26 protein-coding genes are annotated in these 24,908 nt (G+C 65.8%); 14 read left to right on the top strand and 12 right to left on the bottom strand.

The genetic code is table 11. The features are described 5' to 3' along the window. Positions 1–115 precede the first annotated feature (115 nt). Positions 116–1,633: an amino acid permease gene (locus BM052_RS03505; RefSeq protein ID WP_091143311.1), complete on the top strand. Its 1,518-nt coding sequence runs from the start codon at positions 116–118 to the stop codon at positions 1,631–1,633. Between the two features lie 255 nt (positions 1,634–1,888). Continuing rightward, a complete protein-coding gene (locus tag BM052_RS03500; protein ID WP_091143309.1) occupies positions 1,889–2,089 on the top strand; it encodes a hypothetical protein in 201 nt (66 codons plus the stop codon). Between the two features lie 36 nt (positions 2,090–2,125). Here the strand turns inward: BM052_RS03500 and rsmA are convergent, their stop codons facing one another. The 4 genes from rsmA to BM052_RS03480 all read right to left on the bottom strand — a co-directional run bounded on the left by rsmA (position 2,126) and on the right by BM052_RS03480 (position 7,976). After that, the gene (gene rsmA, locus BM052_RS03495) at positions 2,126–2,956 is read right to left on the bottom strand and encodes a 16S rRNA (adenine(1518)-N(6)/adenine(1519)-N(6))-dimethyltransferase RsmA (protein ID WP_255405929.1); all 831 of its coding nucleotides are present in this window, start codon (positions 2,954–2,956) and stop codon (positions 2,126–2,128) included. Beyond that, complete coding sequence (pdxA, locus tag BM052_RS03490) at positions 2,953–3,966, bottom strand: 4-hydroxythreonine-4-phosphate dehydrogenase PdxA (RefSeq protein ID WP_091143890.1); 1,014 nt, start codon at positions 3,964–3,966, stop codon at positions 2,953–2,955. The genes rsmA and pdxA overlap by 4 nt, the downstream gene beginning before the upstream one ends. A 23-nt stretch (positions 3,967–3,989) precedes the next feature. Continuing rightward, the gene (locus BM052_RS03485) at positions 3,990–5,348 is read right to left on the bottom strand and encodes a peptidylprolyl isomerase (RefSeq protein WP_091143888.1); all 1,359 of its coding nucleotides are present in this window, start codon (positions 5,346–5,348) and stop codon (positions 3,990–3,992) included. Positions 5,349–5,573: 225 nt separating this feature from the next. Next, entirely contained in the window at positions 5,574–7,976 is a 2,403-nt protein-coding gene (locus tag BM052_RS03480) for an LPS-assembly protein LptD (protein ID WP_091143304.1), read from the bottom strand. A gap of 95 nt (positions 7,977–8,071) precedes the next feature. Between BM052_RS03480 and BM052_RS03475 the strand changes: the two genes are divergently transcribed. The 6 genes from BM052_RS03475 (at position 8,072) to BM052_RS03455 (ending at position 11,778) form a co-directional block, all read left to right on the top strand. Next, a complete protein-coding gene (locus tag BM052_RS03475; protein ID WP_091143301.1) occupies positions 8,072–9,535 on the top strand; it encodes a leucyl aminopeptidase in 1,464 nt (487 codons plus the stop codon). Positions 9,536–9,549: 14 nt separating this feature from the next. Beyond that, positions 9,550–9,987: a DNA polymerase III subunit chi gene (locus BM052_RS03470; RefSeq protein WP_091143298.1), complete on the top strand. Its 438-nt coding sequence runs from the start codon at positions 9,550–9,552 to the stop codon at positions 9,985–9,987. Positions 9,988–10,094: 107 nt separating this feature from the next. Then, entirely contained in the window at positions 10,095–10,517 is a 423-nt protein-coding gene (gene ndk, locus BM052_RS03465; RefSeq protein ID WP_091143295.1) for a nucleoside-diphosphate kinase, read from the top strand. Positions 10,518–10,680: 163 nt separating this feature from the next. Further along, positions 10,681–10,815, top strand: coding sequence for a hypothetical protein (locus BM052_RS20195; RefSeq protein ID WP_255405928.1), 135 nt, complete (start codon positions 10,681–10,683; stop codon positions 10,813–10,815). Positions 10,816–11,192: 377 nt separating this feature from the next. After that, positions 11,193–11,438, top strand: a complete 246-nt coding sequence (locus tag BM052_RS03460) for a hypothetical protein (RefSeq protein WP_091143294.1) — start codon at positions 11,193–11,195, stop codon at positions 11,436–11,438. An 88-nt stretch (positions 11,439–11,526) separates the two neighbouring features. Beyond that, positions 11,527–11,778, top strand: a complete 252-nt coding sequence (locus BM052_RS03455) for a YdcH family protein (RefSeq protein ID WP_091143291.1) — start codon at positions 11,527–11,529, stop codon at positions 11,776–11,778. 34 nt (positions 11,779–11,812) lie between these two features. Here BM052_RS03455 and purN read toward each other — a convergent pair whose 3' ends face one another. Next, on the bottom strand, positions 11,813–12,763 hold the full coding sequence (gene purN, locus BM052_RS03450; RefSeq protein ID WP_091143289.1) for a phosphoribosylglycinamide formyltransferase: 951 nt from the start codon (positions 12,761–12,763) through the stop codon (positions 11,813–11,815). Between the two features lie 72 nt (positions 12,764–12,835). Next, the gene (purM, locus tag BM052_RS03445; protein WP_091143287.1) at positions 12,836–13,939 is read right to left on the bottom strand and encodes a phosphoribosylformylglycinamidine cyclo-ligase; all 1,104 of its coding nucleotides are present in this window, start codon (positions 13,937–13,939) and stop codon (positions 12,836–12,838) included. Positions 13,940–14,008: 69 nt separating this feature from the next. Between purM and BM052_RS03440 the strand changes: the two genes are divergently transcribed. From BM052_RS03440 to BM052_RS03425, 4 genes are all read left to right on the top strand, one after another. After that, complete coding sequence (locus BM052_RS03440; protein ID WP_091143284.1) at positions 14,009–15,286, top strand: hypothetical protein; 1,278 nt, start codon at positions 14,009–14,011, stop codon at positions 15,284–15,286. Between the two features lie 12 nt (positions 15,287–15,298). Further along, positions 15,299–15,913, top strand: coding sequence for an HdaA/DnaA family protein (locus BM052_RS03435; protein ID WP_091143282.1), 615 nt, complete (start codon positions 15,299–15,301; stop codon positions 15,911–15,913). Between the two features lie 77 nt (positions 15,914–15,990). Then, positions 15,991–16,710: a serine O-acetyltransferase EpsC gene (gene epsC, locus BM052_RS03430; protein WP_091143279.1), complete on the top strand. Its 720-nt coding sequence runs from the start codon at positions 15,991–15,993 to the stop codon at positions 16,708–16,710. A 5-nt stretch (positions 16,711–16,715) separates the two neighbouring features. After that, complete coding sequence (locus tag BM052_RS03425; protein ID WP_091143278.1) at positions 16,716–17,087, top strand: DUF2794 domain-containing protein; 372 nt, start codon at positions 16,716–16,718, stop codon at positions 17,085–17,087. Between the two features lie 10 nt (positions 17,088–17,097). Here the strand turns inward: BM052_RS03425 and BM052_RS03420 are convergent, their stop codons facing one another. Beyond that, positions 17,098–18,003, bottom strand: a complete 906-nt coding sequence (locus tag BM052_RS03420; RefSeq protein WP_091143275.1) for an SDR family NAD(P)-dependent oxidoreductase — start codon at positions 18,001–18,003, stop codon at positions 17,098–17,100. 129 nt (positions 18,004–18,132) lie between these two features. Between BM052_RS03420 and purS the strand changes: the two genes are divergently transcribed. Both purS and purQ read left to right on the top strand, forming a co-directional pair. Then, positions 18,133–18,369: a phosphoribosylformylglycinamidine synthase subunit PurS gene (gene purS, locus BM052_RS03415; protein ID WP_091143273.1), complete on the top strand. Its 237-nt coding sequence runs from the start codon at positions 18,133–18,135 to the stop codon at positions 18,367–18,369. Further along, a complete protein-coding gene (gene purQ, locus BM052_RS03410; RefSeq protein ID WP_091143271.1) occupies positions 18,369–19,046 on the top strand; it encodes a phosphoribosylformylglycinamidine synthase subunit PurQ in 678 nt (225 codons plus the stop codon). Before purS ends, purQ begins: the two co-directional genes overlap by 1 nt. 440 nt (positions 19,047–19,486) lie before the next feature. Here purQ and BM052_RS03405 read toward each other — a convergent pair whose 3' ends face one another. From BM052_RS03405 to cysT, 5 genes are all read right to left on the bottom strand, one after another. Further along, the gene (locus BM052_RS03405; protein WP_091143269.1) at positions 19,487–21,958 is read right to left on the bottom strand and encodes a TonB-dependent receptor; all 2,472 of its coding nucleotides are present in this window, start codon (positions 21,956–21,958) and stop codon (positions 19,487–19,489) included. An 84-nt stretch (positions 21,959–22,042) separates the two neighbouring features. Beyond that, entirely contained in the window at positions 22,043–22,225 is a 183-nt protein-coding gene (locus BM052_RS03400; protein WP_091143265.1) for a YezD family protein, read from the bottom strand. Positions 22,226–22,236: 11 nt separating this feature from the next. After that, positions 22,237–23,187, bottom strand: coding sequence for a sulfate/molybdate ABC transporter ATP-binding protein (locus BM052_RS03395; RefSeq protein WP_218151512.1), 951 nt, complete (start codon positions 23,185–23,187; stop codon positions 22,237–22,239). Continuing rightward, entirely contained in the window at positions 23,184–24,023 is an 840-nt protein-coding gene (gene cysW / locus BM052_RS03390) for a sulfate ABC transporter permease subunit CysW (protein WP_091143261.1), read from the bottom strand. The genes BM052_RS03395 and cysW overlap by 4 nt, the downstream gene beginning before the upstream one ends. Then, positions 24,020–24,886 (bottom strand): sulfate ABC transporter permease subunit CysT, encoded by an 867-nt coding sequence (gene cysT / locus BM052_RS03385; protein ID WP_091143260.1) that lies wholly within the window; start codon positions 24,884–24,886, stop codon positions 24,020–24,022. Before cysT ends, cysW begins: the two co-directional genes overlap by 4 nt. Between the last annotated feature and the right edge of the window lie 22 nt (positions 24,887–24,908).

The following is a 24,908-nucleotide window of genomic DNA, read 5'->3' as shown; positions in this document are numbered from 1 at the left end:
GGGCAAACCCCAGCGCGCGGGGATCGACAAAGCTGGGGAACCGCCTGCTCTTCGCTCTTGCCAAGCCTTCGCATGTCGTTAGCGTCGCGTGATCCATAAATCCGGGGGTCCACGCATGTTCGGACGCGTAAAGCCGCTTGATGCCATTCTGGCGACGGCCGAGAAAAAATCACTCCATCGCTCGCTCGGAGCCTTCCAACTCACCATGCTGGGGATCGGCGCGGTGATCGGCACGGGTATTTTCGTCCTCACCGCCGAAGCCGCGCAGAAAGCGGGGCCGGGCATGATGCTCTCCTTCGTGATCGCCGGCTTCGTCTGCGCGGTGGCGGCCTTGTGCTATGCCGAAATGGCGGCGATGGTGCCGGTTTCGGGCTCGGCCTATACCTACAGCTACGCGGTGATGGGTGAACTGGTCGCGTGGATGGTCGGCTGGGCGCTGATCCTGGAATACGCGATCGCGGCGGGCGCCGTGTCGGTCGGCTGGTCGGGCTATTTCATCGGCTGGCTCAATACGAGCTTCGATATAAACGTCCCCCATGCGCTCGTGCGCGGGCCGTTCGACGGCGGCATCATCAATTTGCCGGCGATGCTGATCGCGGCGCTGGTGACGGCGCTGCTGGTGAAGGGCACCAAGGAAAGCGCGAGCGTCAACGCGGTGCTGGTCGCGATCAAGATCCTCGCGCTGTCGATGTTCGTCATCCTGACGCTTCCAGTGCTCCGGACCGGGCAGTTCACACCTTTCGCGCCGCTGGGCTTTGCCGGCATTTCGGGCGCCGCGGCTTCGATCTTCTTCGCCTACGTCGGCTTCGACGCGGTCTCGACCGCGGCGGAGGAGACCACCAATCCGCAGCGCAACATGCCGATCGGCCTGATCGGCAGCCTTGCCATCTGCACGATCTTCTACATGCTCGTCGCCGCCGGTGTGATCGGGACGGTCGGCGCGCAACCGGTCTACGGTTCGGGGGGCGAAGTGCTGTCGCCCGGCACGCCCGCGCTGTCGCAGGCCTGCGCGGCGATCCATGAAAATGCCGTGGTCTGCTCGAAGGAGGCACTGGCATGGACGCTCAAGCAGGTCGGCTGGCCTTTCGTCGGGTGGCTTGTCGGCGCCGCGGCGATCATCGCGCTGCCTTCGGTCATTCTGATGATGATGTTCGGCCAGACCCGTATCTTCTTCGTGATGAGCCGCGACGGCCTGTTGCCCGAGATGTTTTCGAAAGTGCATCCGAAATTCCACACCCCTCATATCATCACGATGCTCACGGGCGTGTTCGTGGCGCTGTTCGCCGCGTTCTTCCCGGTAGGGCTGCTGGCTGACGTTTCAAACTCCGGCACGCTGTTCGCGTTCGCGGCCGTTTCGATCGCCGTGCTGGTGCTGCGGCGAACCGATCCGAACCGGGTCCGGCCGTTCCGCACTCCCGCGATCATGGTTACGGCGCCGCTGGCGATCCTGGGCTGCATCTATCTGTTCTTCAGCCTGTCGATCGAAACGATCGCCCTGTTCTTCGGCTGGGCACTGATCGGGCTGGTGGTCTACCATCTCTACAGCCGCAGCCGCAGCCATGTCGGCCGGGGCTTGATCGAAGTCCATGAGGAAGATCCGGACGCGCCGCCGCAGCCGGTGCCGCCGGTTTAAGCGGGGGGCGTAACAGCATCGCCGATCGTATGAAGGAGGGGGAGCCGTTGTGCTCCCCTTCTTTGTGTCGACAAGCGGCGGCGAGGTTTCCGACAGCCTGTCCACCAGTCATCCACGTGTTTTTCCACAAGCAGCAACGCGGCGAGAGGTGGCGGCATCCCTCCGGAAATCGCGGAATAGCGTGGGCGACTAACGCGAAATTAACCAGGAAATGCGAAAAGCTCCGCCGGGGAAACACCAGGGCGGGCAAATCTTATGGCTTTCATCAAGGCGCTGATACCAGGCTTCCTCCTGACCTGGATCGTTTCGGGCATTCTGGGGTCGAACGGGTCGCGTGGCGGCATGCTGGCCATCGAGCACACTTTCATCCAGGGTCACGACTTCTACTGGTCGTGGGCGCTGTTTCTCGCCGCGACCGGCCTCGCCTGGGCCCTGTTCTGGATGATGGATTCCTGATCCCCCATCGATGACGAGGCGGGTGCGGGCCGCAGGTCAGCTCAGAATCCTTGCTAGGCTGGTGAATTCCTCGATCGAGAGCGTCTCGGCGCGGCGCTGGGAATCGATGCCGAGTGTCTCGAGTGCTTCCAGCGCACCGGGCACGCCCTTGATGCTCTGGCGCAGCATCTTGCGGCGCTGGCCAAAGGCGGCCTCGGTCACCCGCTCGAGCACGCGCATGGATACGCCCGGCGGCGCTTCGCCCGGCACGACATGGACGATCGCCGACATGACCTTTGGGGGCGGGGTGAACGCGCTGCGGTGGACTTTCATCGCCAGCTTCGCCTGCCCACGCCACTGCGCCAGCACGGCAAGGCGGCCGTAGGCGGACGTATTCGGCGTGGCGACGATGCGCCGCGCGACTTCCTCCTGAAACATCAGTGTCAGCGAGCGCCACTGAGGCGGCCAGCCCTCTCCCGCGAGCCAGCCGATGAACAGCGCCGTGCCGACATTGTACGGCAGGTTGGCGACGACATGATAGGGACCGCCGAACAGCGAGGCGGGGGCGATCTTCATCGCATCGCCCTCGATCACTTTGAGCCTGCCCGGAAAGGCAGCCTCGACTTCGGCGAGCGCGGGCAGGCAACGGCGATCCATTTCGATCGCGGTGACTTTGGCGCCGACGCGTAGCAAGGCACGCGTCAAGCCGCCGGGGCCAGGGCCGATTTCCAGCACGTCGGCCCCGTCCAACGGGCCGGGGATCGCGGCGATCCGGCCAAGCAATTGCTCGTCGAACAGGAAATTCTGGCCGAGCGCCTTGCTGGCGGAAAGGCCATGCTTCGCGATGACCTCACGCAGGGGCGGGAGAGGGGGCGTGCCGGTGCTCACCCGGCCTCGCTGGCAGTTCGCCTGCCGGCGCATTCGCCCGCCATGCGCAGCGCGGCGATCATGGCCCCGGCGCTCGCCAGGCCCTTGCCGGCAATGGCGAAGGCGGTGCCGTGATCGGGCGAGGTGCGCACGATCGGCAGGCCAAGCGTGACGTTCACGCCCTGGTCGAAGTCCAGCGTCTTGATGGGGATCAGCGCCTGGTCATGGTACATGCACAAGGCCACATCGTAACGATTTCGCTCACGCGCGGCGAAAAGGGCATCGGCGGGATGGGGGCCGGTGATGGAAAGCCCCTCTGCCCGTAGCGCGGCGATGGCGGGGGCGATCACGGCGATATCCTCGCGTCCCATGCGGCCATCCTCGCCGGCGTGGGGGTTGAGGCCGGTCACGGCGATGCGCGGATCGGGCAGGCCGAAATCGCGCGCGAGAGCCCGCGCGACGATGCGGGCCTTGTGCTCGATCAGAGCGCGCGTGATGAGGCCGGGCACGGCGGCGAGCGGTTCATGGACAGTGAGCGGGACGGTGCGCAGCGATGGGCCGGCCAGCATCATCACCGCATCCTCATGCGGCAAGCCGCAGGCATCGGCGAGGAATTCGGTCTGCCCGGGCTGGGTGAAGCCCTCGGCGGCGAGCTTCGATTTGGCGATCGGCCCGGTGACCACCCCGCTGGCCTCGCCCGACAGCGCCAGGCTCGTCGCCCGGGTCAGCGAATGGAGCGCCAGGCGGGCACCTTCGCGGCTGGGCGATCCCAGGGAGGGCGGGCAATCGTGCTCGAAGTCGATCACCGGCAGGGCCGCGCCGAACGCTTCGCCTGCCTCGGCAAGCGATCGGACTTGCCTGACGTCGAGTTCAACGCCGCGCGAGCCTGCCGCGTGGATCAGCACGGTGGCGCCGCCCACGACGCAGAACGGCGCAAGGCCGGCTTCGCCCCTGCGCAGCCAGGCCTCGGCGATCAGTTCGGGGCCGACGCCGGCCGGATCGCCGAGTGAAACGGCAAGCGGGGCCGACACGATCTCAGCCGCCCCCAAGTCGATCAGTTGTATTCGATGACCGCGTCACGCCGAAGGTCGCGCAAGTACATTTGCGCGCGCTTGTTCACGCGGTCGTCCTCCATCTGCGCCTGGAGCTGCTCGAAGCTCGGACCGCTGTCGGCCTGCGGATCGTCACGGCCGCACAGCATGAGGATACGCACGCCGTCCTCGAGCGAACCGAACGGCGCCAAGGTCTCGCCGGGGGAGAGCTGAAGGATCGAGTTCTGGATCTGGGGAGGCAGGTCGCGAGCCTTGACCTGATCGTTGGCCACGACTTGCGCGCCGATCCCGGCGGCCACTTTGTCCACGTCGCCGCAGCCCTTTGCGGTCTTGATGGTGGTGGCGAAGGCTTCGGCCCGCTCTCCCGCCTGGGCCTCGGTCGTACCCTTGGGGAACGAGATCGAGATCTGCTTGAGCGCGAGGACGGCGTCGCGCGGGTCCGCGGTGAGGACCTGGCGCTTGTCGATCAGGTAGAGGATGTCGAAGCCGCCGGGCACTTCGATCGGACCTACCAGCTGGCCGGTTTGCATTTCGCGCGCCACTGTCGCCAGTTCGCTGGGAAGCTGGGCCAGGCGAATCCACCCCAGGTCGCCGCCCACCGCCGCGGTCGAAGCCTGCGAATACTGGCGGGCATAGGCGACGAAGCTGCCGCCCTGGCGCAATTGCTGGACGATCTGCGAAGCGTTGTCGTGAACCTGCTGGCGCGCATCGGGTGTTGCCGAGAGGTAGATTTCACCCAGGCGATACTCGTCGGTGCCCTTGGCGGCCTTGAGCCGCGCCAGCATCTCGTTCACCTCGTCATCCGAGATGTTGATGAAGGGCGCGACATTGCGTTGAAGCAGCCGCTGCCACGAAAGCTCGCCGCGAATCTGCCGCTTGAGCGAATCCGGCGAGGAGCCGACCCGCTTGAGATAAGCATCCATCGCTTCCGTGTTCTGGTTGAAGTTCTGCGCGGCGACGCGGGCATAGGACTGGTCGACCTCCGCCTGGCTCACCTCTACATCGGAAGCCTTGGCCTCCTGGATCTGCAGCGTTTCGTCGATCAGGTTGCGCAGCACCTGCAACCGCAGGCGCTTCATCTCGTCGTCGCCGATCTTGCTCTGATTGGCCGCGACGATCAGCGCGAGGCGCTGGTCCACATCGGTGCCGGTGATGACGGCGCCGTTCACCACTGCCGTGGCCCGGCGGATGTTGGGATTGTCGTTGCCGAAGATCTTGACGTCGTCCGGAATGACGATCTCGCCCTGTGGGGCCTGTTGGGCCAGCGTCGCTGGAGCAGCGAGACCGCCCGCCAGCGCCGCCAGGCTGCCGATGGAGATGAACGCGCGCCTGATGAACCTGCTGCGATTGACTGCTTGCACCGTGATCTCAATCCCGTCTTCAACCGGCCCGGCCGGATCATTCATGGGCAGGAACCGTGTCGCAGTCGCTTGCCGCATCCGTCCCAGGCTCCTGCCGTGCTGCGGCTTAACCGAAAATGAGCGCACCCGATAGCGGCTTTGCACCGGGCTGCCAACGGGCGCGAGAAGCCAGGCCCAGGGCAATCCCCGGATCGGCGCGCCGGCGCCAGGCACGATGCCAAATCCTTACCTCACGCCGATATTCTTGAGGCTGAAGCGGATCTGGAAGGAGTCGCCCCTCCGGGCGTCGCCGGTCGCCTCGTAGTCGCGGCGCCAGGTGACGGCGATTTCCAGGCAGTCATCCTCGTAGGCGGCGCCCAGGCGCGTGCGCAGGGGCTGGAAACCGTCGGAGCCGTATGTCGGATCTTCGGTGCGGTCGGTCAGGTTGACCACCGCGGAGCCGAACACCGACCAGTAGTTCGCGAAAGCGATACGGCCGGCGGCGCGGATTTCCTCGCGATCCTGCAAATCCTCGATCTCGCTGGAGATGTCCCGGTTGAGCTTGGTGTAGCCCATCTCGAAGTAGGTGTTGGTGTTGCCGATGACCGCGTCGAACTCGTTGCGCCGTACCGCCAGACTGTCCTTGTCGATGCGGAAGCGGTGAATCACGTTGATGAAGTCGCGGTAGCGCACTTCGGTGCGGCCGACGATGTCGGACGTCCGGTTGGTGAGTCCGGTCCCTTCGGGCAGCAGGGAGGGCTTGTTGCTCAGGCGGATGGATTGGCCGATGGTGGTCTTGATCCGCCAGCGCGGGCGCTCGAACTGCCAGTCGAAGCCGTAAGTGAAGCGGACGCCATCCTCGATGCGATCGTAGCCCGGAAAGCGGTTGAGCGCGAAGAGGTTGCCGGTTTCCAGCTCGATCGCGCGCGAATCCTCGTTCGGAACCTCCAGGTTCCGCACCGTCGGGCTGGCCACCAGCTGGACGCGCGGCGTCAGCACCTGGGTGCCGCCGAATGCCTCGCCGACCAGCGGCCACTTCACGTCGATCGCCGCAAGCGCGATCGCGCGGGTTTGCCAGCCCGGATCGCCGCGGTAGATCACGGTGCTCGTCGCGGCGTTCTGGTCCGAATGATAGACGTCGCCCCGGGCAAGCCCCGTCAGGATCACTTCCTGTCCGAGACCGGTGATCTTGCGCAGCGTCCATTGCGTGCTGGCGAACGCGCGCTGGGTGTCCTGTCCGGCGCTGCGGCTGATGCCGAGCGTGTTGAACTGCGTTTCGATCTTGCCGCCCAGCACCGGGTCGTCGAAGCGCCGGCGATAGTCGAGCACCGGCAGCGCGACCGGGATCAGCCCCTGGTCGCGGCCGGCCTGCATGGTCTGCGTGGCGTAACCGGCGAACGAGAAATAGCTGTCCTGGTCGATCCGCTCGATATCGATCATCGAACGCAGGCGGTCGTCGCGGTTGATGTCGTAGCGGCGCAGGAAAGTGCGATCGGTCGCGCGCCGGATCGAGGCGGTCACGCTCCAGTTGTCGTCGAGCTGAAACCTGCCGTTGGCGAAGACGTAGCCGCGAAAGGCGTTCTGGCTGCCGGCCGCGGGCGCCGAGCCGGAACCGAAGATCGGTATCCTGTTGCTCGCTGTGGCGTAACCGGTGATCTGGTAGGCACCCTTGTCGGTGAGGGCACGGTATTCGACCGACGCCATCGGTGCTGCCTTCGTATAGGCGGACAGGCTGCCGGTCAGGTCGCGGTTCTCGGCGATTTTCCAGTAGTAGGACTGGCGTATCTCGATGCCGTTGGATGGGCTTGAACGCAAGTCGGGAACCAGGAACCCGGATACCGCGCGGCCATCGGTGCTGACTGTCAGTCCCAGCAACGGCACCTGCAGCGCGCCGAACAGCTCGAGCCGGGCGGCCTTGAAGCGCACGCGCTTTTGCGCATCGCTGTAGATCACCTGCTTCGCGACGACGCGCCAGGTCGGCTTCTTGGGGCAGCCGTCGCTGTCGACCACGCTGCATCCGGTATAGGCCGCGTGGCTGAGGACGACGTCGCCGTTGGCGATGCGTTCGCCCTTCATCGCTGCCAGCCTGCCGCCTTCGCGCAGGACCAGCAGCAGGTTCTCCATCATGCCGGTCTTGAGCTCGTCGGTCAGCTCGACGCGATCCGTGTAGAGCTGGTTGCCGTCATCGTCGACGAGGCGGACATTGCCGCTGGCGACGATCTGGCCGCTCTTGCGGTTCCACGTGACCGTGTCCGCGCGTACCGACTGCAGCTGGCGGCGCAGGATCACATTGCCGTTCGCCGTAACCTGTTCGGCATTCTGATCGTAATCGACGGTATCGGCGACGAAGGCGATATGTTCTTCGTCGGCGGAGGTGGATGGCGGGGCGGGTGGTTGTCCTTCCAGCGGAGCGGTGTCCACCGGGCGCGAAAGATCCTGTGCCCACGCGGCGTAAGGCGCCGCGCCAGTCACGATCCCCAGGGCGAGAATACCCAGTGAAGCGGAGCGCAAGCGGCGGGTTGGAGCATCTTCAACCCGGTCGTTTACGGTCGAGGGTTCGGAAAATGCGATCGCCAAAGATGAAGAGCGTTTCCGCTTGATGTGGAAACGCTCCGAGGCTTGCGGCAGGTTCTGCGCGGCGGGGACCATGGCTTGCCTATCGCATCGCCTGTGCCTAACTGCAATCCAGTCATGCGGTGAAGCGCACAAGTTCGGCGCTCCACCGCGAAATTCCAGGAGATTCCATGCAGATCCAGTTCCTCGACGCGTCGGCTCCCTCACCCGCGCGTCTTGTTGCCCGTCTCGTCAATCAGGACGCGGTGCCCGCCGATCTCGAGCCGGTCCTGGCCGAGGCTGCGAAGATGGCGCGCTTTTCGGGCAAGGGCGGGCAGATGTTCGAAGGGTTTGCCGAACGGGATGGCAAGGTCGTGCGCATCGCGCTCGCGGGGATCGGCGCGGCGGATGCCAAGGACCGCAGCGGCGCGATCGAGAAGGCCGGCGCGGCGATCGTGGCGAAATACCTGGTTTCGGGCGAGGCCGAACTGACGCTGGACCTTACCGGTGCGGGCCTCTCCGCCGAGGAAGCCGGCGGCGCGTTGCTGGGCGCGGTGCTGCGTTCATGGCGGCATGACGTCTATCGTACCAAGCTGACCGATGACAAGAAGCCAAGCCTTGACCGGATATTGGTGGTCGGCGCGCCCGAAGGGACCGAGGCACTGTGGGAAATCGAGCAGGCGGTGGCGACCGGCGTGGCGTTCACGCGCGAACTCGTTACCGAACCGGCCAATACCATCTATCCCGAGACGTTCGTCGCGCGTTGCCGGGAGAAGATGGACGGCACCGGCCTGAAGATCCGGGTACTGGACGATGACGAAATGGCCGCGCTCGGCATGGGATCGCTGCTCGGCGTCGCCAAAGGCTCGGTGCGTCCGGCACGGCTGCTGGTGATGGAATGGAGCGGCGGCGCGGAGGGCGGCAAGCCGGTCGCCTTCGTCGGCAAGGGGGTGACCTTCGATACCGGCGGCATCAGCCTGAAGCCGCCTGCGGGGATGGAGGACATGAAGTGGGACATGGGCGGGGCCGGCGCGGTGGCCGGCACCATGCTCGCGCTCGCGCTGCGCAAGGCCAAGGCCAACGTGGTGGGCGTCTGCGGTCTCGTGGAGAACATGCCCGACGGCAATGCCCAGCGCCCGGGTGACGTGGTGACCTCGCTTTCCGGCCAGACCATAGAGGTCATCAACACCGATGCCGAGGGCCGCCTGGTCTTGTGCGACGCGCTTACCTGGGTACAGCGCGAATACTCTCCGACCCGGATCGTCGATCTCGCGACGCTGACCGGCGCGATCATCGCCGCGCTCGCGCACGAATATGCCGGCCTGTTTTCGAACAGCGATGAACTCGCGGCGGCGTTGTCCGCCGCCGGCGAGGCCACCGGCGACCGGCTCTGGCGTTTCCCGATGGGCACCGCCTACGACAAGCAGCTCGAAAGCCCGATCGCCGACATGAAGAACGTCGGCGGCCGTTTCGGCGGTTCGATCACCGCCGCGCAGTTCCTCAAGCGCTTCATCGAGAACGATACGCCCTGGGCGCACCTCGATATCGCCGGCACCGTGTGGGCCGACAAGCCGGGCGCGACCTGGGACAAGGGTGCGACCGGGTTCGGCGTGCGTTTGCTCGACCGCTTCGTGCGCGACGCGCTCGAGGCTTGACGGGCGCGCGGTAGGTGCGCGTGCTGTTCTATCAGCTCAGCCGCGATCCTGCGGAAGCGGTTTTGCCGCTGATCGCGCGCAAGACGCTTGCCGAAGGCAGGCGGCTGCTGGTGGTGTCCGCCGACGCGCCGCAGCGAGACCGTATTTCCCGCGCGCTCTGGTCGCTCGGGGGCGAGACGTTCCTGGCCAACGGCCATGCCGGCGAGGGACAGGAGGATCGCCAGCCGATTCTCCTGTCCGAAGTCCCCCGGCCCGCCAACCGGGCCACCTACCTTGCCCTTGCCGACGGGGTGTGGCGCGAGGGGGAGCAGCCTTTCGCGCGCACGTTCTACTTGTTCGACGATGCCACCGTGCAGGAAGCGCGCCGGGTCTGGCGCGACCTGCGCGGGCGGCAGGGCATTGAACAGGAATATTGGAAGCAAGAGGGCGGGCGCTGGGTGAAGGCGGGATGAACCTATTCTTGCGGCGCCCCGCAAACCCGGCTAGGGGCCCCGCGCGAACGATTACAACTCCTCGATTTCGTCCCTGATTTCGCCCGCAATTCAGCAAGGAACCCGACATGGCGGTTACCCGCACCTTTTCGATCATCAAGCCCGACGCCACCCGCCGCAACCTGACCGGCGCCGTGACCAGGATGCTGGAAGAGGCCGGCCTGCGCGTCGTTGCCTCCAAGCGCATCCACATGAGCAAGGAGCAGGCCGAGGGCTTCTACGCGGTCCACAAGGAACGTCCGTTCTTTAACGACCTTGTCGCGTTCATGATTTCGGGCCCGGTCGTGGTCCAGGTGCTTGAGGGCGAGGACGCCGTGAAGCGCAACCGCGACGTGATGGGCGCCACCAACCCCGAGAACGCCGACGAAGGCACCATCCGCAAGACTTACGCGGAATCCATCGAGGCCAACTCGGTCCACGGTTCGGACTCGGAGGAAAATGCCGCGATCGAGATCGCCTATTTCTTCAAGCCGGAAGAAATCGTCGGCTGATTGCCGATTAATTATTGGTAACAATGAGGAAGGCCGCCGGATTTGGCGGCCTTTTCCTTTGCCGCGAATCGTTGATGGTCCTAGAAATTGCTCCGATAGCCGAATGCTGGTGTGGTGATGGTTCTGCCCGTGGCATATCCGGCTTTCCGAAAGGGGCCTGACCATGATCCGCTGGACGTTTCTTGTTGCCGCCACGATTTCCTTTGCCGGCGCGGTGCTGACATCGCATGCGGCGCATAGGGACAAGCAGCAAGCTTCGCCCGGCTCCGCGGCGACCAAGGCTGCCGCACGGCAATGATCGCCTCGGCAAGGCGGGGCAAGTCGCCGGTCAGCATTCGGATGCGGCGGATGACCGGAACGGCTCCGCTTGCATTCGGCCTCGTCCTGGCAGGATGCGATTCGCACCGCGTATTCGATGCGGAAACCGTCGGTGGGGACCGAAACGGCGTGGCGCCTGCCAAAGGCGATGCCGTTGCGGCTTCCTCCTCCGGCGTCCAGGCCACCGCACGTTGCTCCCCAGCTGAAGACAAGGCGGACGAAGGACATTGCCCCCAGTCCGCAGCGCGGCCTGATTGATTTCGCAGGGCACTGAACCGGTCGAGGCCAGGGCTTGAGTCATTTGCATTTGATCGAGGCTGGGCCATTGCGGTAGTTTACCCCCAAAGGAGAACTGCGATGCAAGGCATGGGTGAGGCAGGCGAGGCTTGTCCGTTCGAATTCAACTTCGACGAGAAGGCTTTCAAGATCGGCGATATTGTCAGCTACCGCGTCAACGGCAGCCTGGTGGGCTTTCCCTTCGTCGGCACTTTGGTGGAAGTCCATGATGACTACGTGATGATTGCCGGCGATCCCAAGGAGCCGGACAAGCTTTACCGCGGCACCCGTGAAAGCCGGCCGATGGTGGATTACTCGGAAATCTGATCCGGCCGGTGCGGGGTTGATTTCGCGCAAGGCGCCGTGGGCGCGCGGCGCCTAGGACTGGGTGCATTGCAGCCGAGAGGGAGCCGGGATGTCGCATAAGCCCCACGATCTTGCCGTCGAATTTCCGGACGATCTTGACCTGTTGCATCGGCTCAAGACGAAGGGACATTTCTCGGCGCTTGCCGACCGGTACAAAGAGGTCAACCACGTTATCATGCGGATCGAGGCTCAGCTTGAAGCTGCTTCCGATATGCGCGTGGAGGAACTCAAGAGGGAGCGGCTTGCTTTGCTCGACCGGCTCGGTGCCGTGATTCGCGAGGCGCGGCGCACGCCGGCGTGAACCGGGGCATGAACTTGGGGCAGGACCTGACGGATCAGAATTCGTCGGCCGCGTTCATCAGCGCGGTGAGTTTCTTTGGCGCCACCGCCCGCCACGAGCGGGCGAGCCGGTCGCCAATCGACTCCCAGTCGTTGTCGCCAAGGTCAAGGCGGATGCCGATCCAGCCGTCGCCGAAGTAGGCGGGGCGGAAATGGCGCTCCTCGTCCTGTTCGATCAGCATCACCTGTTCGTCCGCGCCGCTGATCTTGACGAGCAGCGCGACGCGGCCGTCACCGTGGTGATCGGCGGAGAAATACGCGAACTTCTTGCCTTTCACGATGCCGAAGCACGGCATGCCGTGGCTGAGAATCTCATCGGCCTCGGGCAGGGCCAGGGCGCGTATCCGGACTTGTCCGAGCAGCCACTCCGGACGCGATTCGCGCGTGACCAGTTCGGCCAGGCAGCGCGAATAGAGCTGGTGTTCGGCGATCAATACCCGCGCGGCGAGCGTTTCGGGCGTGTCGCCCGGCAGGATGGCCACGGGCGTCTGGCCAAGGATCGGGCCATCGTCCAGCGCGGCGGTGACGAGGTGGACGGTAACGCCGCCATGGCTGTCGCCCGCCTCGATCGCGCGCTGGTGCGTGTGCAATCCGGTATATTTGGGCAGCAGGGAAGGGTGGATGTTGACCATGCGGCCTTCCCATTCGGCCACGAACCCGGACGTCAGGATGCGCATGTAGCCGGCCAGCGCCACCCACTGCGCGCCTGAACCGCGGATCGCGGCATCCATCGCCGCGTCATGTTCGGCCCGAGCCATGCCCTTGTGGCTGAGCGCGAAAGTCGCGACGCCTTCGGCTTCGGCGAGTTGGAGGCCTTTCGCCGCGGGGTCGTTGGCGGCGACGAGAACGATCTCGTAAGGGCAGTCCTTCGCCCGGCTGGCATAGAGCAGCGCCGCCATGTTGGTGCCGCTGCCGGAAATCAGGACGGCGACCTTGGCGCGGTTCATGCTTTCCGGGTCCTTGCTTCATCATGCTGAATTCGGTTCAGCATCGCTTACTCCTCCGGGCGAAATCTGGCTCTAGGCGAGGTGCGTGGCTTCCCAGCCTTCCCGCGCACTCCAGACTTCGGCCGAGCCCTGAACCGTGCAGCCTTTGTCGCCCGGCTCGATCGCGCCGATGACGAAGACGGTCTCCCCGGCCGCTTCCAGGTCGGCCTGGAGCGCGCCGGCATCGTCGGCGGGAACCGCCAGCACCATGCCGATGCCGCAGTTGAACGTGCGCGCCATCTCGGCCGGCTCGATATGGCCCTGCGCCTGGAGGAAGGCCATAAGGCGCGGCTGGGGCCAGGCGCCGGCGTCGATCCGGGCGTGCAGCCCGGCCGGCAATACCCGCGGCACGTTTTCCAGCAGGCCGCCGCCGGTCACATGGGCCAGGGCGTGAATCCGCCCGGCCCGGATGAACGGCAGCAGGCTTTTCACATAGATGCGGGTGGGCGCGATCAGCAGGTCGATCAGCAGCGCTTCCTGGTCGAACAGCGCCGGACGATCGAGCTTCCAGCCCTTGTCCGCCGCCAGGCGCCGCACCAGCGAATAGCCGTTCGAATGCACGCCCGATGATGCCAGGCCCAGCAGCACGTCGCCCGTCGCCACTTTGTCTCCGGTCAGTTGCTCGCCGCGCTCCACGGCGCCGACGCAGAAACCCGCGAGGTCGTAGTCACCCGCCGCGTACATGCCGGGCATTTCCGCGGTCTCACCGCCGATCAGCGCGCAGCCCGACATGCGGCAACCTTCGGCAATGCCGGCCACGACCCGCTCCGCGACGCCGTTTTCCAGCTTGCCGGTGGCGAAGTAGTCGAGGAAGAACAGCGGTTCGGCACCCTGCACGATCAGATCGTTGACGCACATGGCCACCAGGTCGATGCCGATCCGGTCGTGCCGGTCATGATCGAGGGCGAGCTTGACCTTGGTGCCCACGCCATCGTTCGCGGCGACTAGCAGCGGATCCTTGTAGCCCGCCGCGCGCGGATCGAAGAAGCCGCCGAAGCCGCCAAGCTCGGCGTCCGCGCCGGGGCGGGCCGTTGCTTTCGCCAGCGGTGCGATGGCCTTGACCAGCGCGTTTCCGGCCGCGATCGAGACGCCGGCCTGCTCGTAGCTGTAGCTCTTCGGAAGGTTATCGTCGGACATTCGCGCCGCCTAGCGCTTTACTTCTTGGATTTCCATCGCCGTTTGGGCAAAAGGCCCCCGGTTTCGACAATGGCGATCACGATCTCCCCCAAATTCCTGCGGCCTGTCCGCAAAGGGCAGGGCAAGCGCGCGGCGGCGATGCTGGCGGCCGCGGCCGTGCTGGCGCTCGCGGGCATCGGCGGCGCCCGTCTCGTGGCGCAGATCGAGGGTGATCGCGGCATCGCGCCGCTCGCCAATTCCGAGGATATCCAGGTCAACGGCATAGAGGTGGACGTCTCCGGCAAGAGCGGCGCCGAAGCCCGGATCGAGGGTTGGAAACTGGCCGAGCAGCAGGCCTGGAAGAAACTCGGCGGGCCCGACATGCCGGCCGAATCGATCGACGCGATGGTTTCCTCGGTGGTGATCGAACGGGAACAGGTTGGCCCGCATCGCTACATTGGCCGGCTGGGCGTGATCTTCGACAAGAGCAAGGCCGGGCAGTATGTCGGCAGTTCGGCGGGAACCGGCCCGCGTTCGGTGCCGATGCTGGTGATCCCGGTGCTCTACTCGGCTGGCGTGGGGCAAGTGTTCGAAGTGCGCGGGCCCTGGCAGCGGGCATGGGCGGAATTCCAGGCCGCGGCAAGCCCGGTGGACTATGTAAGGCCGGTCGGCGCGGGCGGCGAATCGCTGATCCTCACCGCTGGCCAGCCCGGTCGCCGCAGCCGCCTGTGGTGGCGCACCGTGCTCGGGCAGTTTGACGCCGCCGAGGTGGTCGTTCCGGTCGCGCGGCTGGAGCGGCAATGGCCGGGGGGGCCGATCAAGGGAACATTCACGGCGCGCTACGGCCTTGACGACAAGTTCCTCGGCAGTTTCACGATGACGGCGAACAGCGAGCAGGACCTGCCCAAGATGCTGGACCAGGCCGTGCTGCGGGTGGACGGGCTGTACCGCGACGCGCTGGCGCAAGGGCTGCTCCAGCCTGATCCGACGCTCAACAGCGGTCGCGTCACGCTTGATCGTGCCTTCGAGCAGCTGCGGACCGCGCTGATGCCGCAGGACGATGGCATGCGGCCCGGCACGGCCCCGCCGGCCGCACCCACCATCCAGCCGGAAAATGTCACCGCCGGGGCGACCGAGATCGTTTCGGTCCAGTTCGCGACACCCGATGCCGCCGCTGTCGATGCGGCGCTGGCAGCGGTGCGCGGCACGCCGGGGGTGCAAGGCGCGGCGACCGTAAGCCTGGCGATCGGCGGCACTTCGGTGATGCGCGTGACTGTTGCGGGTGGATCGGAACGCCTTGCCGCTGCCCTTCGCGCGCAGGGCTGGAAGGTTTCGAGCGGCGGCGGCGCGCTGAAAATCAGTCGCTAGGGGCATCGAGCCGTGAGGCAGATCGCCCTTCCGCTGTCCTCCGCGAGCGACAGTCCGCCACGCATCGTCGTCGGCAATGCCAATACCGCCGTGCTCGACGCGCTGATGGAGCCGGGCCGATGGCCGTTCCACACCGCCGTGCTCACCGGTCCGCCGCGCTCGGGCAAGTCGCTGCTGGCCCGGTGGTTCGTCCAGACCGGGCTGGGCGATGCCGTCGACGATGCGCGGGGCGTCGATGAGGACGCGCTGTTTCACCGCTGGAACCGTGCGCAGGAAACGGGCCGGCCCTTGTTGATCGTGACCGGCGACAAGCGCGGCACGGGCGAGGGGCAGTGGCATATCCGCCTGCCCGATCTCGCCTCGCGGCTGGGCGCGGCGCTGGAACTGGAGATCGGCGAACCCGATGACGAGATGCTTGCGGCGCTGATGGAAGTCCATGCCGAAATGCGCGGGCTGGTTCTTGACCAATCCGCAACCCAATATCTTGTAGGACGATGCGAACGTAGCCATCTGGGCGTCGAACGTCTGGTCGCCGCGATCGACCGGCTCAGCCTGGAGCGGAAGCAGGCGCCGACAATGGCGATCTGGCGCGACGCGTTGATTGAGACTAAAGGCGGCGACTTCTAAGGAGGAATGCGGGCCGCGCTTGCGCCATGACAGGCCGAATGGTTGCAACGCGGGTCGATTGATGGGAGTTACGGGCGATGCTGGGTAATCTTGTCCGCTATCTGGATTCCGTCGTCGCGCGTGACCCGGCGCCGCGTTCGCGTTGGGAAGTGCTGCTCTATCCCGGCGTATGGGCGCTGTTCTGGCACAGGATCGCGCATGGCCTGTTCAGGGCGCGGCTGTTTTTCCTGGCGCGCATGGTCAACCACTTTTCGCGCTTCCTTACCGCGATCGACATCCACCCGGGGGCAACGATCGGGAAGAACTTCTTCATCGACCACGGCTTCACCGTGATCGGCGAAACGGCCCAGATCGGGGACAACGTGACCATCTACCAGTGCGTGACGCTGGGCGGTTCGAACCCGACCAACGGCGTTGGCGGCAAGCGTCACCCGACCCTGCTCGATAATGTCATCGTCGGTTCCGGCGCGCAGATCATCGGCCCGGTCACCATCGGCAGGCGCGCGCGGATCGGCGCCAGCGCGGTCGTGACCGAGGACGTGCCCGAGGGGGCGACGATGATCGGCGTCAAGGCACGCTCGACACTGGTCAAGGCCGAGACCTGGGCGAAGGACTTCATGCCCTATGGCACGCCCTGCAAGGAACCGTGTGAGCCGGTCGGCAACCAGCGCGTGGACGAACTGGAGGAGCAGGTCGCGGCGCTGCGTGCGCAAGTCCAGGCGCTGGTCGACGCCAGCCACGAAGCGTCGGAGCGTGCGGTTGAAAAGCCGAGCGAGCCGGCTTGCAAGGGTCTTTGACCTGAATGGCGGCGGGTCCGATCGCCGGCGGATCCCTTCCAGGCGGTGTCGTCGCCTTTCCGGGGCGGGCACCCTCGCAGATCGGTTTCGACCGGATCGAACTCCAGCGTATCCTTGATCTCTACGGTCGCATGGTCGCCGCCGGGCTGTGGCGTGATTATGCCATGGATTTCGGCAGGGACGCTGCCCAGTTCAGCGCTTTCCGGCGCGCCGCGGAGCGACCGCAGGCGCGCATCGAAAAGCGCCCGGCCCTGCGCTCGCGCCAGGGCATGTGGACGCTGTTCGGCGAGGCCGGCCAGGTGCTGCGGCGCGGGCACGAACTCGCGGGCGTGCTCAGCCCGTTGGAGCGCAAGCTGCTGAAGATAGTTGAAGATTGAGGGGATCGGGTCAGCCGCGCGCTCGGTTCAGCATCGAAAGCGCATGATGCGATTGCTCCATGCCATTTTCGAGGACGTGGTCGCCCCGGCGGTCGCGGATGCGGTTCCAGGCGGCGGCGAAGCCTTCGGCGCTGCGTTCGCCTTCGGGAAGCAGGACGCCTTGGTTCATGGTGACGAAGGCGCTCTGGAACACGCCGCCGCCCGCCGCGACGATCGCGTCGGTGGGGGCATCCCGCGAAACCAGATAGACGGCTGCCGGCACGACGTTGTCCGGCTCGAAGGCTTTATAGGCTTCCTCCGGAAAGATGTCGGCGGTCATCCGGGTGCCGGCGGTGGGAGCGATGCAGTTGACGCGGATGTCGTGCCTGGCGCCTTCGAGCCGCAGCGTGCGGGCGAGCCCCAATACGCCCGCCTTGGCCGCGCCGTAGTTGGCCTGGCCGAAATTGCCGCCCAGGCCCGTGGAGGAGGTGGTCATCAGCACGCGGCCATAGTTCTGTTCGCGCATCGTGTTCCACACCGCTTTGGTCGCGAAGGCGGTGCCGAGCAGGTGAACGCGCAGGACCAGTTCGAAATCGGCCGGGTCCATCTTGGCGAACGTGCGATCGCGCAGGATTCCGGCATTGTTGATAAGCACGTGGACGCCGCCCCAGGCCTCGAGCGCGCGCGCGACCATCGCTTCCATTTGCATATGGTCGGAGACGTCGCCGCCGTCGGCCATGGCCTGGCCGCCGCCCGCGCGGATTTCCTCCACCACCGCGCATGCGGCGTCCGAATGGCCGGTGCCGTCGCGCGCGGCGCCCAGGTCGTTGACAACGACTTTCGCGCCGCGCCGCGCCAGTTCCAGGGCATAGGCGCGGCCCAGGCCATTGCCCGCACCGGTGACGATGGCAACCTGGCCGGCGAAGGAAATGGTCATGCAAAACTCCGTTTGGGCCAATGCTTGCCCGGATCGACAGCGCCGCCCATAGCACGGCTTGCTCCGGCGCGCCTGCGGAGTCATAGGCGCATCGAACGAATCTGCCCGCGACCAGCGAAAGGCCCTGCGATGAAAGTCCGCGTCCACGTCAGCCTCAAGCCCGGTGTTCTCGATCCGCAGGGGCGGGCGATTCACCATTCGCTCGAAGGACTCGGTTTTGCCGGCGTCAACGACGTGCGCGCCGGCCGGCTGTTCGAACTCGACGTGGCGGACAGCGTCACCGACGAGGCGCTCGACGACATGTGCCGCAAGCTGCTCGCCAACATGGTGATCGAGAATTACCGGATCGAAAAGGTGGCCGCCTGATGGCCTTCCGATCCGCCGTCATCACCTTCCCGGGCTCCAACTGCGACCGTGACATGGCGGTCGCGCTGGAGGCGATTTCCGGCACCGCGCCGTACCGGGTGTGGCACGGCGATGCCGATCTTCCGGCAGGGCTGGACTTCATCGCGCTGCCCGGCGGCTTTTCCTACGGCGACTATCTGCGCTGCGGCGCCATCGCCTCGCGCTCGCCGGTGATGCGGGCGGTGATCGCGGCGGCCGAGCAGGGCGTGCCGGTGCTGGGCGTGTGCAACGGCTTCCAGGTGCTGACGGAAAGCGGCCTGCTGCCGGGCGCGCTGCTGCGCAATTCGGGCATCCGCTTCGTCTGCCGCGACGCGCCGCTCATCGTGGAGAACACCCAGTCACTCTTCACCGGCGGGTACGAGGCGGGACAAGTGATCCGCATCCCCGTGGCGCACCATGACGGCAACTATTACGCCGACGCGGATACGCTGGACCGCCTGGAAGGGGAGGGCCGGGTGGCGTTCCGCTATGCCGAGAACGTCAACGGCTCGGCCCGCCAGATCGCCGGCGTGCTCAACGCGGCGGGCAATGTGCTGGGCATGATGCCGCACCCCGAACGGGCCATCGAGACGGCCCACGGCGGCACCGACGGCCGCGCTCTGTTCGAGAGCGCGATCAAGGGACTGGTCGGGGCCTAGGGTGATTTCGAGCTGGATGGAATCATCCGGCGAGCCGGGAATCGGGAAAGTAATAGCAGTGGCCCGTTCGATGGACCCTGCTTCGCGGACTTGATCCGGGACCGCTGGAGGCCTGACGCAAGGCGGTGTCGATGACGCAGCGCTCCCGGCATTCGCCAGGGCGGTGTGTCGTTCCAGAGGGCGGTTGATACCAGGCCTCTTCGCGCTATTCCCTTCGTCGCCCGCGAGGCGGCGAAGTTGCCGAAGCAAGCCAGGGCGGCGCCACACCGCCCTGGCCGACACCCTGGGTTGCTGCACTGCCTTCGGCGGTTCGCGGGCGACGAAGGGAAGGAGGGAACAAGAGTTCCGATCGAAGAGACCTGGTACAAGGCAAGCCCTGCGCTTGAGCCGCCGCCACGTCGCCGGCGTTCTCACGGCTGACCACGTCCCGCTGTCCCGCTTCAGAACTCGGCCTTGATGGTGAAGCCCCAGGTTCTCGGATCGCCGGGATTGCCTACGATCAGGCCGGTGTTGCCGCTGGGGACCTGAAGCTGCTCGAAATAGTCCATGTCGAAGGCGTTTCGCACCCAGCCGAATACGTCGAAGCCCTTGTCCGTCCGGAAGCCGAGCCGCACGTTGGTGAGGGCATAGCCCCTGATCCAGGTATAGTCGGAAGGCGACGGGTTGGACGAGAAGCGCGAACGGTAATTGCCGTCCACGCCAAGGTAGACTTGCCCGTCCTGCCCCAGCAGTGCCGCAGGGACATTGCCTTCCGCCCCCCAGGACAGCGACCACTTCGAAACGCCCGGCAAGCGCTGGCCGGAGATATCGCACGATTCCGGGCTGAAGCCGCCCGGCGTGCCGGGCGCGCTCGCGGTTTGGCCGGCGGTCACCGTGGTGCCGCCAGACAGTTCCGGCGGGCACGGCGCGTCGACGAACTTGCGGTAGGTGGCGTCGGTATAGGCGCCGTTGACATAGGCGTTGAAGCGTTCGCTCGGCCGCACCGAGAAATCCCATTCGGCACCTTGCGTGCGCACCTTGTCGGCATTGGCCAGATAGCCGCGCAGCACGCCGAGCTGGCCATTGGTGACCAGCGCCTGGTAATCGGCGATCTCGGTGCGGAAGGCGGAGATGTTCAGGATCGCCTTGCCGTCCCAGAACTCGGTCTTGATGCCCGCTTCGTAATGATCGACCGATTCCGGCTTCACCGTGGCGGCGGCCAGCAGCGGCGCGCCGGAAGCGTCGGCCGGCAGGCCGTTGAGATTGACTCCTCCCGACTTGAAGCTCTTCGCGTAAGTCGCGTAGAGCAGCACGCCGGGCCGGACCTTGTAGCTGACGTTGAGGTCGTAGCTGAAGTTCCAGTCGCTGAAGCGCGCCGTGAAGAACTGCGGTGCCAGCACGCCGCGCTGGGCGACGATGCGTGGATCGGTGCTGGCGAAAGTGACGGGCTGTCCCGCGCCGTTGGTCACCACCGAATTGTAGTAGCCGTCCTTCTTGTCATAGTTCAGCCGCGCGCCGGGCTGGATGGTCAGCCGGTCGGTGACTTTCCAGCTGACCTGCCCGAACAGGGCGGCGCTGGTGTTCTTGAGGCGGATGTCGTTCGCGGCCGTCAGGCCGTCAAGCACGGCGGGGTCCTTCGACAGCGCGCTGGACGGGTTCAGTAGCCAGGCGCTTGCCGCCGTCCCCTGCCGCTGGGTGCCGGTGGTGACGACCTTCTGGTAGAACCCGAAGGCGCCGAAGACGAAGCCCAGCTTGTCGCCTTCATGGTTGAAGCGCAGTTCCTGCGTGTACTGATCCTGCTTCGACGGGTTCTGCGACAGCGTGGTGATCGGCAGCCCGGTGAAATCCCGGTCGTTCGCCGGCTTCCAATCCCAGAAGCGCCAAGCGGTGACCGAAGTCAGCGTTCCCGCCGCGGTATCGAGGACCGCGCGCAGCGAGGTCCCGCCCATCTTGTTCCTGGCGTTCAGCGAGGCGTCGAGGTCGGTCAGGCGATCGTACGGGTCGGTGCTTGGCACGGCGTATCCTTGCGCGGCCGCCAGGGCTGCGTATTGCCGGTTGAGTGCACGCTGGGTGAGCCCGGTGCGGACATAGACCGTGCCGCAGCACTCCGGGTTCTGGTAGGAATAGTCACCCGCCAGAGTCACCTTGAGGCTGTCGGTGGGCTTCCAGAGCACTTGCGCGCGCAGGCCCAGGTTGTCCTGCTCGTTGATCTGGCGGTCGGTCGTGACGTTGTGGATGGTCCCGTGGCGGTTCGTCGCGGACATGGCGATGCGTGCCGAAAGCCTGTCGGAGAGCGGGCCGGAGACCGCAGCCTTGGCCTGCTTGAACCCGAGATTGCCGACCGAGACTTCGGCGCGGCCCTCGAAGGTGTCGGTAGGCTGGCGCGTGGTGATGTTGATCGCGCCGGCCGTGGTGTTCTTTCCATAGAGGGTGCCTTGCGGCCCGCGCAGTACCTCGATCTGGGCGACATCGAGGAAGTCGAATGTGGCCGAGGCGACGCGCGAGTAATAGACGTCGTCGACATAGATGCCGACACCTTGCTCTATGCCGTCGTTGGTCAGGCCGAACGGAACGCCGATGCCGCGGATGTTGACGGCGGTATTGCGCGGGTTCGATGAATAGAACTGGAGCGTGGGCGTAAGCTGCTGCAGGCGGCCGACATTGAATGAGCCGGTGGCGTCGATGTGATCGCCCCCGACCACGGAAATCGCCAGTGGAACCTCCTGGCTCGATTCGGTCCGGTGTCGGGCGGTGACGAAGATGGTATCGCCGGTATCGTCGGCGCCGGTGCCGGCCGAAGTGTGCTGCTGCGGCGCGGTGCTTTCGGATTCGGTGGAGGCGGATTTAACGGAAACGGCCTCGCGCGCGAGCGCGGGCACGGTGAACAGCGCGGCGCTGGAGGCGCCGGCCAGCAGTATGGCACGGGAGATCATCGGTAATCCTCTTGGGAAGGGTCACGTGGTCTCCAGTGGTCCGGTTGACGCGTGAAAGGTGGTGACGAACGTTGATGCGAGGGATCAGCTCGGTTTGAACCGTTTCTTTTCCGTCACGTCGATCTGGACGACACGGCCTTCGTGAACCGTGAGCGAGATGTTGCCGTAGCGCAGGCTGGAAAGGGCTTCGCGCACGCTGGCGATGCTTTCCTCGATGATTTTCGCCGCGTCCGGCGGCAGCGAGGGATGGGAGCGGGAAACGTTCATGGGGATAATCCTCATTCCTGGAAATTGCGGACCCGGCGCGGCCGGATCTGCACGGTTTCACCTGGTGCGGGGGCGACGAGCGATGCGTCGAGATCGATCTCCACCACCTGGTCGTGCTGCGCGATGGTGCCTTCGATGCGCCAGACGCCCCCCTTGCGAAAGACGTTGTCGATCATGACCGGCAGGCCGCCGTCGGCCACGATCTCGATGTCATGGGGACGCACATGGATGCCTGAAGGCAGCAGGTTCGTCTCGCCCACGAAGTGCGATACGAATGGTGTGGCCGGTTCCATGTAGACCTGCTCGGGCGTGCCGACCTGGTCGATCCGGCCGTGATCCATCACCACCACCCGGTCGGCGAGTTCGAGCGCTTCCTCCTGGTCGTGGGTGACGAAGATCGAGGTCAGCCCCATCTGCTTGTGCAGGTCGCGCAGCCAGCGGCGCAGGTCCTTGCGCACTTTGGCGTCGAGCGCGCCGAAGGGCTCGTCCAGCAGCAGCAGGCGGGGCTCGATGGCGAGCGCGCGGGCGAGCGCGACACGCTGGCGCTGACCCCCGGACAGCTGCCCGGGATAGCGGTGTCCCAGCCCATCCAGTTGGACAAGCCGCAGCAGATGCTCGGCGCGGGCGCGAATGTCCGCCTTGGACGGTCGGTCCTTCCTGCGCACCGAGAGGCCGAAGGCGACGTTCTCGGCCACGGTCATGTGGCGGAACAGCGCGTATTGCTGGAACACGAAGCCCACATGCCGCTCGCCGACGCCGCGTTCGGAGACGTCGTCACCGTTGAAGAACACCTGGCCGCTGTCCTGAAATTCCAGGCCGGCGATGATTCGCAGCAGCGTGGTCTTGCCCGAGCCCGAGGGGCCGAGCAGGGCGATGAACTCGCCAGGCTCGATCTCCAGGTCGATGCCCTCGAGTGCCAAGTAGTCGCCGAAGCGCTTGGTGATGTTCTGAATTCGGATCAATGCTTGGCACTCCCGTGAATATCGAACCGCCATTCCAGCACGGTCTTGGCGACAAGCGTCACCAGTGCGAGGCAGGCGAGGAGCGAGGCGACGGCGAAGGCGCCGACGAAGTCGTATTCGTTGTAGAGAATCTCCACATGCAGCGGCATCGTGTTGGTTTCGCCCCGGATATGGCCGGAAACCACCGAGACCGCCCCGAACTCGCCCATGGCGCGCGCGTTGCAGAGCAGGACGCCGTAAAGCAGGCCCCAGCGAATGTTGGGCAGGGTGACGTGCCAGAAGGTCTGCCAGCCGCTGGCACCCAGCGAAATGGCGGCTTCCTCGTCGTCCTTGCCCTGCTCCATCATCAGCGGGATCAGTTCACGGGCGATGAACGGGAAAGTGATGAACACCGTCGCCAGCACGATCCCCGGCACCGCGAAGATGATCTTGACGTCGTGCTCCGCCAGCCACGGGCCGAACCATCCGTGTGCGCCGAACAGCAGCACGAAGATCAGGCCCGAGACGACCGGCGAGACCGAGAACGGCAGGTCGATGAGCGTGATGAGCAGGCTCTTGCCCGGGAACTGGAACTTGGTGATCGCCCAGCTCGCGGCGACGCCGAAGACCATGTTGACCGGCACGCTGATCGCGGCGACCAGCAAGGTCAGACGGATCGCGGACAATGCGTCGTCGGAAGTGACCGCGTCGAGGAAAGGGCCGATGCCCTGCTTCAATGCCTCGCTGAACACCGCGATGAGCGGGAGCAGAAGGAAGAAGCCGAGGAAGGCCAGCGCCAGCGCGATGAGGAGGCGGCGGGCGGCGGTGCCTTCCGTGGTGGTGCGCCGTCTGGTCATGCCCCGTACCTCCGGCGGCGCGCCGCCTGCAGCAGGTTGAGCGCGAGGAGCACGCCGAACGAGGCCAGCATCATCACCGTCGCGATCGCGGTGGCGCCGTTGTAGGCGTATTGCTCAAGCTGGGTGACGATCAGCAGCGGCGCGATTTCAGTGCGTCCCGGCATGTTGCCGGAAATGAAGATCACCGATCCGTATTCGCCCACCCCGCGCGCGAAGGCGAGCGCGAAACCGGTTAGCAGGGCTGGAAAGATCGCGGGAAAGATCACCCGGTTGAAGGTTTGCAGGCGGCTCGCGCCAAGCGTGGCAGCGGCTTCCTCCACGTCCTTGCCCAGGTCCGCCAGCACCGGCTCGACCGAGCGCACCACGAAGGGCAGGCCGATGAACACCAGCGCCACGATGATGCCGAGCGGCGTGAAGGCGACCTTGATGCCCAGCGGCTCAAGGTACTGTCCGATCCAGCCGTTAGGCGCGTAGATCGCGGTCAGGGCGATGCCCGCCACCGCCGTGGGCAGCGCGAAAGGCAGATCGACGAGGGCGCTCACGACCTTGTGGCCGGGGAAAGTGTAACGAACCAGTACCCAGGCCACCAGCAGGCCGAACACGGCATTGACCAGCCCGGCCACCGCCGCCGTGCCGAAGCTCAGCCGATAGGCCGCCAGCGCGCGGTTGGAGAGGCCGACCTGGACGAACTCGTGCCACCCCATTCCCGCCGACTTCATGAAGATGGTGGCGAGCGGGATGAGGACGATGAGGGTAAGCCAGGTCACGCTGAGCCCGAAGGTCAGCCGGAAGCCGGGGAGGACGGAAGGTTGTCGCCAGCTTCCGGGCGGCCTCTTTATCGTGGACGGACTATGTGATGGCATCTGCAGTGGCCTGCTCGACTGG

The sequence above is a fragment of the Novosphingobium sp. CF614 genome (genome assembly GCF_900113255.1).
Lineage (GTDB): Bacteria > Pseudomonadota > Alphaproteobacteria > Sphingomonadales > Sphingomonadaceae > Novosphingobium.
Note: the sequence above shows the minus strand (reverse complement) of the source record. Positions and strands in the feature narration are given on the sequence as shown.